The 11,592-nt window shown below is 40.8% G+C and carries 10 protein-coding genes; 8 read left to right on the plus strand and 2 right to left on the minus strand.

The window, feature by feature from the left end:
- The first annotated feature begins 37 nt into the window (after positions 1–37).
- The gene (locus BTA34_RS17730; RefSeq protein ID WP_036939631.1) at positions 38–376 is read left to right on the plus strand and encodes a DUF413 domain-containing protein; all 339 of its coding nucleotides are present in this window, start codon (positions 38–40) and stop codon (positions 374–376) included.
- Positions 377–422: 46 nt separating this feature from the next.
- Here the strand turns inward: BTA34_RS17730 and BTA34_RS17735 are convergent, their stop codons facing one another.
- Positions 423–1,955 (minus strand): YifB family Mg chelatase-like AAA ATPase, encoded by a 1,533-nt coding sequence (locus BTA34_RS17735; RefSeq protein WP_151436639.1) that lies wholly within the window; start codon positions 1,953–1,955, stop codon positions 423–425.
- Between the two features lie 451 nt (positions 1,956–2,406).
- Here BTA34_RS17735 and ilvL point away from each other — a divergent pair, with 451 nt between their 5' ends.
- From ilvL to ilvA, 6 genes are all read left to right on the plus strand, one after another.
- Positions 2,407–2,508, plus strand: coding sequence for an ilv operon leader peptide (ilvL, locus tag BTA34_RS17740; protein ID WP_071788577.1), 102 nt, complete (start codon positions 2,407–2,409; stop codon positions 2,506–2,508).
- Positions 2,509–2,649: 141 nt separating this feature from the next.
- Positions 2,650–4,299: an acetolactate synthase 2 catalytic subunit gene (ilvG, locus tag BTA34_RS17745; RefSeq protein WP_151436640.1), complete on the plus strand. Its 1,650-nt coding sequence runs from the start codon at positions 2,650–2,652 to the stop codon at positions 4,297–4,299.
- The gene (gene ilvM / locus BTA34_RS17750) at positions 4,296–4,571 is read left to right on the plus strand and encodes an acetolactate synthase 2 small subunit (RefSeq protein ID WP_151436641.1); all 276 of its coding nucleotides are present in this window, start codon (positions 4,296–4,298) and stop codon (positions 4,569–4,571) included. Before ilvG ends, ilvM begins: the two co-directional genes overlap by 4 nt.
- A 10-nt stretch (positions 4,572–4,581) precedes the next feature.
- Positions 4,582–5,508, plus strand: a complete 927-nt coding sequence (gene ilvE / locus BTA34_RS17755; RefSeq protein WP_023583659.1) for a branched-chain-amino-acid transaminase — start codon at positions 4,582–4,584, stop codon at positions 5,506–5,508.
- 72 nt (positions 5,509–5,580) lie between these two features.
- Positions 5,581–7,431 carry a dihydroxy-acid dehydratase gene (gene ilvD / locus BTA34_RS17760; RefSeq protein ID WP_151436642.1) on the plus strand — a complete coding sequence of 617 codons (1,851 nt, stop codon included), beginning with the start codon at positions 5,581–5,583 and terminating at the stop codon, positions 7,429–7,431.
- A gap of 2 nt (positions 7,432–7,433) precedes the next feature.
- Positions 7,434–9,008, plus strand: a complete 1,575-nt coding sequence (ilvA, locus tag BTA34_RS17765; protein ID WP_151436643.1) for a threonine ammonia-lyase, biosynthetic — start codon at positions 7,434–7,436, stop codon at positions 9,006–9,008.
- Here ilvA and ilvY read toward each other — a convergent pair.
- A complete protein-coding gene (gene ilvY / locus BTA34_RS17770; RefSeq protein ID WP_151436644.1) occupies positions 8,994–9,881 on the minus strand; it encodes an HTH-type transcriptional activator IlvY in 888 nt (295 codons plus the stop codon). The genes ilvA and ilvY overlap by 15 nt on opposite strands.
- Positions 9,882–10,051: 170 nt before the next feature.
- Between ilvY and ilvC the strand changes: the two genes are divergently transcribed.
- Positions 10,052–11,527, plus strand: coding sequence for a ketol-acid reductoisomerase (gene ilvC, locus BTA34_RS17775; protein ID WP_151436645.1), 1,476 nt, complete (start codon positions 10,052–10,054; stop codon positions 11,525–11,527).
- The last annotated feature ends 65 nt before the right edge of the window (positions 11,528–11,592 follow it).

Below are 11,592 nucleotides of genomic sequence, written 5' to 3' on the forward strand. Positions count from 1 at the left end.
CCATAAGTATGACGATAGAGAATTAGGAGTGTGTCAGATGGCAGAAAGTTTTATCACGACTAATCGTTTTTTTGACAATAAACATTATCCGCGTGGTTTTTCTCGTCATGGCGATTTCACTATCAAGGAATCCCAGATATTGGAACGTCATGGTCAAGCCTTTAATGAGCTTGATTTAGGCAAACGAGAGCCTACAACTGAAGCGGAAAAATTATTTGTTGCCATGTGTCGTGGCGAACGAGAAGCAGCAACGGTCGAAGAAAAAATTTGGAAGAAGTATACAAGTCGTATAAGTCGTCCAAAACGTTTTCATACATTATCGGGTGGAAAGCCGCAGCTCGATCCATCTGATGACTATACCGACTCTGATGACTAATATCATTAGTTTTAGTTAAAAGGAGCGTTTTTTCGCTCCTTTTTATTTATCCATCTAGTTGCTTTTGTAAATAGATCATTAATCTATCCATTGCACGAAAGCTTAGTGCTTCAATTAAATGATTTCTCTGTATTTTCTCTTCATTTGCAAGATCTGCAATAGTCCTCGATACTCTTAAAATTTTATGCCAAGCCCGTATCGATAATCCTAATTTATTAAGCGTATCTTCAAGAAAAGTTGCATCACTGGTATTCAATGAGCAATAACATTCAATCTCTTTTCCGGTTAAATAAGTATTCACTTTTCCACATCGTGCAAATTGTCTTTCTCTTGCCTTTAGAACACGCTCTCTAATTGTCGTACTCGTTTCTGTGGTAAATGTAGGATGAATAAGTGCGCCTTGAGGAAGAAGTGGCATTTCGACAGATAAATCAAACCTATCTAAAAAAGGTCCAGAAACCTTGCTTAAATAGCGCAGGATTTGCTTTATTGGTACTCGATTGTGACTACCTTGATAATGTCCTGTAGGGCTTGGATTTAATGCACCGACCAATAATACATTAGCAGGGTAGCTTATTTTGGCTTTTGCGCGTGAAATAGTAATTTCTCTAGCATCTAGAGGTTCACGCAATGCATCGAGTACACGGCGCTCGAATTCAGGTAGTTCATCTAAAAATAAAATACCGTGATGTGCTAATGTAATTTCTCCCGGTTTAGGAAGAGAGCCTCCTCCTGTTAAAGCAACAGCAGAGGAAGTATGGTGAGGCGCTCTAAATGGTCTTGTAGGCCACTTTCTTTCATTAAATGTCACTCCTCTTAAGCTACTAATGATTAATACATCAAGTGCTTCTTTAGCAGTTAAAGGTGGAAGAAGCGTACTTATCCTTTGTGCTAACATTGTTTTGCCTGTTCCAGGTGGTCCAAGAAATAAAATGTTGTGATTTCCTGCTGCTGTGATTTCTGCTGCCCTTTTTGCATTATTTTGACCAATTATATCGCTCATATCTTTATTATTTTGATTTTCAATTTCATCATTAATAATAAAATTTTCTGTTTCAATTAATGGTGTATTATTTTCTAGATGATGGCAAATCTCTAAAAGATGAGAGGCTAATAAAGCCGACTTATTAGGTAATAATGAAACTTCAGTTTGATGTTCTGTTGATACAATACTTATTCGATGATCTTTTGATGCACTAAGAATTGATGGAATAACTGCATTAACGCGGTGTAATTTTCCAGAAAGTGCAAGCTCTCCAATAAACTCATAACGCTCTAATTTATTTGATATTAATTGTTCTGAGGCAATGAGTATTGCCAGTGCAATAGGTAAATCATAACGCGCACCTTCTTTGGGTAAATCAGCGGGTGAAAGATTAATCGTTATTCTTTTTGCAGGATAAGTATATCCGCTATTAATTAATGCACTTCTTACTCTATCTTTTGCTTCTTTTACGACAGTTTCAGGTAATCCAACTAATGTTAATCCGGGTAATCCCTGACTAATATGAGCCTCGATAGTAATAAGCGGAGCTGATATTCCTAAAGAGGCACGCGTATATATTATTGCTAATGCCATTTTTTATTCTCCATTATTTTTTTCTTTTTAAATTGTTTTTTCTTTTTTGTTAAATGAAGAATTAAATAAATGCGAGATATCTCGAAAATAATCTAATGCATTGAAATATAATGATTAATAAATTTATCTATTAATTTAGTAAATTAATATAAATATAATAAAAAATATCATTGATTCTTAACTTGGAATAGTAAATTGTAATAGTAGAAAAAACAAAATAACGCGTTCCTTCTTAGTATTAATAACTAAAAAATAAATATTTTATAGATGAATGCTCTGGTAAGAGTTTGCGATATAAAAAAGTATATAAAATTCATTATGTTATAATTATTTTTAAAATAAACGTTGTCAATTCTAAAATATCATGATAACTCTAAAAGGACAGAGTGAAAGAAAACACAACACAACATTACAAACATACATTTTAAATAAGAAAAGAAGTTATAAAACTATGAATACTATCGTCCTAGTGATTAGCCTAATTATTGTCAGCGTGGTGGTGATTATTAACCCACCGTGCGGGGCTGCACTAGGACGAAGAAAGGCTAACTAAACTAGCCGGATCTCTTAAAAACCCCCGCACCGAAAGGCGCGGGGGTTTTTTTTGAGCCTGAGTTTGAAAAAGAGATTAAATAGAAAATAAATTCAAATTAAATTCAAATTAAACAAGAAGTTAAGATGGCAGGGTGAAAGGATGAATGGAGCACAGTGGTTAGTACAGGCATTACGAAAACATCAAGTCGAAACAGTCTTTGGTTATCCTGGCGGTGCAATCATGCCTGTCTACGATGCCCTTTATGATGGCGGTGTTGAACATGTTTTATGTCGCCATGAACAAGGTGCTGCAATTGCTGCTATTGGTTTTGCTCGCTCTACAGGTACGACAGGTATTTGTATCGCGACATCAGGCCCAGGCGCTACTAATGTTATCACTGGCCTTGCTGATGCATTGTTAGATTCTGTGCCTGTTGTTGCTATCACTGGGCAAGTTGCTTCTAATTTAATTGGTACTGATGCATTCCAAGAAATTGATGTTTTAGGGCTTTCATTAGCGTGTACAAAACACAGTTTTTTAGTTTCGACCGTTGATGAATTACCAAGAGTGTTATCAGAGGCATTTTCTATTGCATCTCAAGGTCGCCCTGGACCTGTTTTAATTGATATTCCTAAAGATGTTCAATTGGCCGATGCTTCCCATTTATCAAGTTATGAATTACCAGAAGAGCAAGAATTTCCTTATCCAACACAAGAGCTGGCTCAAGCTAAGCAGATGTTAGCGCAGGCACAAAAACCGATTTTGTATGTAGGTGGTGGTGTTGCCATGAGTAATGCGGTGGAAACGTTAAGAGAATTTGTGAAGCAAACAGAAATGCCCGTTGTGTCCACTTTAAAAGGGTTAGGTTGTGCTGATGCATTAGATGCTAATTATTTAGGTATGTTAGGTATGCATGGCACTAAAGCGGCAAATTATGCCGTTCAGCGTAGTGATTTATTAATCGCGGTTGGTGCGCGTTTTGACGATCGCGTTACTGGGCGATTAAACACTTTTGCACCTAATGCCAAGGTTATTCATATCGATATCGACCATGCAGAATTAAATAAATTGAAACAGGCACATGTTGCGTTATTAGGTGATGCAAAAGTGTTATTGCCTGCTTTAACTCAGCCATTATCTATCGCTGCTTGGCAACAAGAAGTACAAGAATTAAAAGCAGAATATGCATGGCGCTATGATCATCCAGGCTCTGCAATTTATGCACCGTTATTATTAAAACAATTATCAGATGCAAAACCTGAAAATACGATTGTGACAACAGATGTTGGCCAACATCAAATGTGGTCTGCACAACATATGACATTTGATGCACCTGAAAACTTTATCACCTCAAGTGGTTTAGGCACGATGGGGTTTGGTATCCCTGCGGCTGTGGGCGCTCAAATTGCTAGGCCTGATGCATGTGTTATCTGCGTATCAGGTGATGGCTCTTTTATGATGAATGTGCAGGAGTTGGGCACCATTAAGCGTAAGCAATTACCGATCAAATTGGTGTTATTAGATAACCAACGTCTTGGTATGGTCCGTCAATGGCAAGAGCTGTTTTTTGAACAACGTTATAGCGAAACAATTTTAACCGATAACCCAGACTTTGTTGCCTTGGCAAACGCTTTTGATATTCCGGGGCAACGTATTACAGAAAAAGCACAAGTTGCTGATGCAATAAAATGTTTATTAGAGAGCGATGGTCCTTACTTATTACAGGTATCTATCGATGACGCTGAAAATGTCTGGCCTTTAGTCCCGCCGGGCGCAAGTAATGATGAGATGATGGAGAAATCAAAATGAACCAACACAATATCACAATTGAAGCCCGTTTTTGTCCAGAGATCTTAGAACGTATCCTGAGAGTTATTCGTCATCGTGGTTTTCATATATGCTCGATGAATATGAATGTCACTGAGAGCAACAATATTAATTTAAGCCTGACGGTGAGTAGTCAGCGACCATTAGAACTTCTGTGCAGCCAGTTAACAAAATTAGCTGATGTTGCAGGTATTCAAGTATCACATCAACAGAAAGAAAAATTACGATTCATGAATGCACTAAGTGCCATGTAAGGATAAAAGAATGACAAAGCAAGCTGATTATATTTGGTTTAACGGTGAAATGGTTCCATGGGCTGAGGCAAAGGTTCATGTGATGTCTCACGCATTGCATTATGGTACTTCCGTATTTGAAGGTGTGCGTTGTTACAATTCTCATAAAGGCCCTGTGGTTTTTCGCCATCGTGAACATATGCAACGTTTACATGACTCAGCCAAAATCTACCGTATGCCTGTTGAGCAAAGCGTTGATGAGTTAATGGAAGCCTGTCGTGAAACCTTACGTAAAAACAAATTAGTCAGTGCTTATATTCGTCCATTAGTTTTTATTGGCGATGTCGGTATGGGGGTGAATCCGCCAGCTGGTTATAAAACAGATGTGATCATCGCTGCATTCCCATGGGGAGCTTATCTCGGTGAAGAAGCTTTAGATAAAGGTATTGATGCAATGGTTTCTTCTTGGCATCGTGCTGCGCCAAATACTATTCCAACAGCAGCAAAAGCTGGCGGCAACTATCTATCTTCACTGTTAGTGGGAAGCGAAGCTCGCCGCCATGGTTATCAAGAAGGGATTGCATTAGATGTGCATGGCTATTTATCAGAAGGTGCAGGTGAAAACCTATTTGAAGTAAAAGACGGTGTTATTTTTACACCTCCATTTACTTCATCAGCATTACCGGGGATCACGCGTGATGCCATCATCAAATTAGCAAAAGATCTCGGCTATGAAGTGCGTGAACAAGTGCTTTCTCGTGAATCACTTTATCTTGCAGATGAAGTCTTTATGTCAGGTACAGCGGCAGAGATAACGCCAGTACGTAGTGTTGATGGCATTCAAGTAGGTATCGGACGTTGTGGTCCTGTGACCAAAGCAATTCAAAAAGCATTCTTTGGTCTGTTCACTGGTGAGACAGAAGATAAATACGGCTGGTTAGATCCAATCAATTCATAAACATAATCAAATAAATTTGTTTAGCGGGTAGCGCGTTCCCTACTCGCTTTCTTTATCGCAGGAGTGTGAAAAATGCCTAAATACCGTTCAGCGACAACGACACATGGTCGTAATATGGCTGGAGCCCGTGCCTTATGGCGTGCAACAGGAATGACTGATGCTGATTTTGGTAAACCCATTATCGCTGTTGTGAACTCATTTACGCAATTTGTGCCGGGTCATGTGCATCTGCGGGATTTAGGAAAACTCGTTGCTGAGCAAATTGAAGCCGCTGGTGGTGTTGCTAAAGAATTTAATACCATTGCGGTTGATGACGGTATCGCAATGGGGCACGGTGGCATGCTTTACTCTTTGCCATCGCGTGAGCTTATCGCCGACTCTGTTGAATATATGGTTAATGCACACTGTGCTGATGCGATGGTGTGTATCTCAAACTGCGACAAGATCACCCCAGGAATGTTAATGGCGTCTTTACGCTTAAATATTCCGGTTATTTTTGTTTCGGGAGGTCCTATGGAAGCGGGCAAAACGAAGCTTTCAGATCAACTGATCAAATTGGATCTGGTTGATGCCATGATCCAAGGGGCGAATCCAAATGTTAGCGATGCGGATAGTGAGCAAATTGAACGATCTGCATGCCCGACTTGCGGATCGTGTTCGGGTATGTTTACCGCAAACTCCATGAACTGTTTAACCGAAGCACTGGGATTATCTCAACCTGGAAATGGCTCATTATTAGCAACACACGCAGATCGTGAAACACTATTTATCAACGCAGGTAAGCGCATTGTTGAATTAACCAAGCGTTATTATGAAAAAGATGATGAATCCGCATTACCGCGCAATATCGCTAAAAAAGAAGCCTTTGAAAATGCGATGATCTTAGATATTGCAATGGGTGGCTCGACAAATACAGTTCTGCATTTATTAGCCGCTGCGCAAGAAGGTGAGGTTGACTTCACCATGGAAGATATCGACAGACTTTCTCGCCAAGTACCTCATTTATGTAAAGTAGCACCAAGTACACAAAAATATCATATGGAAGATGTTCACCGTGCAGGTGGAGTCATGGGTATTTTAGGTGAATTAGACAGAGCCGGATTACTTAACCGTAATGTGAATAATATCTTAGGGTTAAGTTTGCCAGAAACATTAGCGCAATATGACGTAATGTTAACGCAAGATGAGCAAGTAAAATCAATGTTCCAAGCAGGTCCTGCCGGTATTCGTACAACGAAGGCATTTTCGCAAAATTGTCGTTGGCCAACTTTAGATACCGATCGTGAAAACGGATGTATCCGCAGTAAAGAACATGCGTATAGCCAAGATGGTGGATTAGCAGTTTTATCCGGCAACTTAGCCGTAGATGGTTGTATTGTTAAAACAGCCGGCGTTGATGAAGATAACTTAATTTTTAGCGGTCCTGCAAAAGTATATGAAAGCCAAGATGATGCTGTTGAAGCCATCTTAGGTGGAAAAGTAGTGGCGGGCGATGTGGTCATTATTCGCTATGAAGGTCCTAAAGGTGGGCCGGGTATGCAAGAGATGCTGTATCCAACCTCATATTTAAAATCAATGGGATTAGGTAAAGCTTGCGCACTTATCACTGACGGACGTTTTTCTGGCGGAACATCGGGCTTGTCTATCGGGCATGTTTCACCTGAAGCGGCAAGTGGTGGCGTAATTGGTTTAGTGGAAGAAGGCGATATTGTCTCTATCAATATTCCAACTCGTGAGATCTCATTAAAGGTAGATGATAAAACGTTATCTGCACGTCGTGATGCACAAAATGCTCGTGGCGATAAATCATGGACACCACAAAATAGACAGCGCCAAGTTTCGTTTGCCTTACGTGCTTACGCCTCTTTAGCCACTAGTGCTGATAAAGGCGCGGTGCGTGATAAATCTAAATTAGGGGGCTGAGAATGGCTGCCTTTAGACCTTTAAATTCAGCGCCAAGTAGCGCTGAATATTTAAAAGCGGCGCTGAGCGCACCTGTTTATGAAGCCGCAATTGTCACGCCACTTCAAGAGATGACAAAAATCTCTGAACGCTTAGAAAATACGATTTTAGTTAAGCGTGAAGACAGACAACCTGTTCATAGTTTTAAATTACGTGGTGCATACACCATGATTGCAGGGTTGACTCCTGAGCAAAAAGCAAAAGGCGTTGTAACTGCTTCGGCAGGTAACCACGCTCAAGGTGTTGCGCTGTCAGCGAATCGAATGGGTGTAAAAGCATTAATCGTGATGCCTGTGGCAACAGCGGATATCAAAGTCGATGCTGTTCGCCAATTTGGTGGAGAAGCATTGCTTTATGGTGCCAACTTTGATGAAGCAAAAGCCAAAGCTATCGCCCTATCTGAAGAGATGGGATACACCTTTGTTCCTCCTTTTGATCATCCAGCAGTAATAGCAGGACAGGCAACGCTGGCAATGGAACTCTTACAGCAAGATGTTCATCTTGATCGTATTTTCGTACCCGTAGGTGGCGGCGGTTTAATTGCTGGCGTGGCTGTATTAATCAAACAGCTTATGCCAGAAATTAAGGTTATCGGCGTTGAAGCAGAAGATGCAGCATGTCTAAAAGCAGCATTAAAGGCAGGACATCCTGTTGAGCTAGCTCGAGTCGGTTTATTTGCAGAAGGTGTTGCCGTTAAGCGTATTGGTGATGAAACTTTTCGTTTATGCCAGAAGTATGTCGATGATGTGATTACTGTTGATAGTGATGAAATTTGCGCTGCAGTAAAAGATTTATTTGAAGATGTGCGTGCGATTGCAGAGCCTTCAGGCGCATTGGCATTAGCAGGGCTTAAAAAATACGTAGAAGAGCACCAGATCAAAGGTGAGCGCCTAGCGCATGTGCTTTCCGGTGCAAATGTGAATTTTCATGGGTTACGTTATGTTTCTGAGCGCTGTGAACTCGGTGAAAAACGCGAAGCATTATTAGCGGTGACTATCCCAGAACAAAAAGGCAGTTTTTTACGTTTCTGCCAAATCTTAGGTCAACGCGTTGTCACTGAATTTAATTATCGTTATAGCGATGCTGATCCTGAAAATGCACGTATTTTTGTTGGTGTGCGTTTAAGTCAAGGACTCACTGAGCGTAAAGAAATTTTGCGGGAGCTTACGACTGCGGGTTATCAAGTGGCTGATCTTTCTGATGATGAAATGGCAAAACTTCATGTGCGTTATATGGTTGGCGGTCGCCCTAATAAGCCACTTAAAGAGCGTCTATTTAGTTTTGAGTTCCCTGAGTCACCCGGCGCTTTAATGAAGTTTTTAAAAACACTAGGGACTTATTGGAATATCACATTATTTCACTATCGTAGTCATGGTACAGATTATGGGCGTGTGCTGGTGGCTTTTGAATTGCCCGAAACAGAAGGGCGTTTCGAGCGACATTTAGATGCATTAGGCTATGAATATCATGATGAGACAGGAAATCCGTCTTTTCAGCTATTTCTGTCGCCACAAACGACAAGCTTAGTCGTGGAGTAATCGCCAAAAAGCACTAATCACAGGCTCTTGAAGGCGTTTGTGTGATCCGCAAACGCCTAATTCGAAAGGTTCTACCATTGAAATATTATCCAATAAAGAGATGCGATTACGTACAGGCTCTGGACAATTATCAACGACGACCTGTGGAATAAGCGCGATACCGCAACCTAACGCAACCATTGAGACAATTGCTTCATGCCCTGAAACAGTCGCATAAATTAAGGGATTATGGATACGGTGGCGTTTAAACCATAATGCAATTCGTTGTCGTGATGGTCCATGTTCAGGAATGATAAATGGAATATGGAGCCAATCGGGTTTCTCTTGTGTTGCAAGATGACGAACATTACAAGGCAAAGCGGGTGCAATCAGTACTAATGGAATTTCGCCTATTTTTTCAAAACAGATATTTTCAGGAAGCTTTTCAGGTTTTCCTGCAATACCTAAATCGGCTTCATCAGATTGCACTTTATCGACTGCGTCAGCTGCATCTCCAGTGGTGAGTTTTATTTCAACGAGTGGGTTTTCTGCACGAAAACGGTCAAGAATAGGCGGTAAATGGCTGTAAGCTGCTGTTACAGAACAAAATAGGCGCAGTTCACCAGAAAGGCTTGGGCTATTTTGATTTAACGTGTGCTTAAGTTGTTTATATTGTAATAAAGTTTGTTGAGCATAGCGTTTTAACTGTTCGCCAGCATCGGTGAGAGTCACTTGTCTGTTATCACGTAAAAACAAAGGATGACCTAAGCTTTCTTCAAGGCGTTGAATTTGGCGAGAGAGCGTAGAAGGGCTGACGTGCATCGCTTGTGCTGTCTTGGTGAAGTGACAACTTTCAGCTAAATGCAGAAAGAGTTTGAGATCACGAATATCCATTATCAGCCACCTTAGGTGATAAAAAAGAACGTTGCATTTTTCGCAACACTATCTTGTAAATATATCAATTTAAGCAATGGCTTTCATCCCATATAGTAAAGTCATGCAACACCTCACGGAGAGTGAGGATAATAATAGCAAACACATACACAACGATTTTGGAGTCTTCTATGACAAATTATTTTAATACATTGAATCTGCGTCAGCAGTTGTCACAATTAGGTAAATGTCGCTTTATGTCACGCGAAGAATTTGCTGATGAAGCAAATTACCTGAAAGGCAAAAAAGTCGTTATCATTGGTTGTGGCGCTCAAGGACTAAACCAAGGTTTAAATATGCGTGATTCAGGTTTGAATATCGCGTATGCCTTACGCCAAGAAGCGATTGATGAGAAACGTGCATCATGGCGTCGTGCAACTGAAAACGGCTTTGAGGTTGGAACCTATGAAGCGTTGATCCCTCAAGCAGATTTAGTTGTTAACTTAACGCCAGATAAACAGCACTCTGCTGTTGTTCAAGCGGTTCAACCACTGATGAAATCAGGTGCAGCATTAGGTTACTCCCATGGTTTTAATATCGTTGAAGTTGGCGAAAAAATTCGTGATGACATCACCGTTGTTATGGTGGCACCAAAATGCCCAGGCACAGAAGTTCGAGAAGAATATAAGCGTGGTTTTGGTGTACCAACTCTGATTGCCGTTCACCCTGAGAATGATGCAAAAGGTGAAGGCATGGCGATTGCAAAAGCATGGGCTGCTGCGACAGGTGGTCATCGTGCTGGTGTTTTAGAGTCCTCTTTCGTTGCTGAAGTAAAATCAGACTTAATGGGTGAGCAAACCATTCTGTGCGGCATGTTACAAGCTGGCTCTCTGTTATGTTATGACAAAATGGTTGCCGATGGTGTAGAGCCGGGCTATGCAGGTAAGCTGCTCCAATTTGGTTGGGAAACGATTACAGAAGCACTGAAGCAAGGTGGTATCACCTTGATGATGGACAGATTATCTAACCCTGCGAAAATGCGTGCCTATGCATTATCAGAGCAACTGAAAGAGATCATGGCTCCACTGTTTGCGAAACATATGGATGATATTATTTCAGGTAAATTCTCTGAAACTATGATGGCTGATTGGGCAAATGATGATAAAAACTTGCTGACATGGCGTGAAGAGACTGGCGCAAGCGCATTTGAAAATTACCCTGAATATGAGGGTAAAATCAGTGAACAAGAGTACTTTGATCACGGTGTATTAATGGTCGCAATGGTTAAAGCAGGTGTTGAATTAGCCTTTGATACCATGATTGAAGCAGGGATCTTTGCAGAGTCGGCTTATTATGAATCACTGCATGAGTTGCCATTAATCGCGAATACCATCGCTCGTAAGCGTTTGTATGAGATGAATGTGGTTATCTCTGATACTGCAGAATATGGCAACTATCTGTTCTCATTCGCTGTTGTTCCTATGTTGAAAGAGTTTATGACAACATTGCAATCTGGCGATTTAGCGAAGAAAGTTCAAGATAATGGAACTGATAATGCGCAATTGCGAGATATCAATGAAGCAATTCGTCAGCATCCAATTGAAGCTGTAGGTAAAACCCTGCGTGGGTATATGACGGATATGAAGAAGATTGCCGTCGGTAACTAATTTTCCGATTTTTCGTCGCTCTTTACGCGATAAGTGCGTTGGCTACACTCGGTTACCCAAGTCAC

This window comes from Proteus sp. CD3, from assembly GCF_008808075.1.
Taxonomy (GTDB): Bacteria; Pseudomonadota; Gammaproteobacteria; order Enterobacterales; family Enterobacteriaceae; genus Proteus; species Proteus appendicitidis.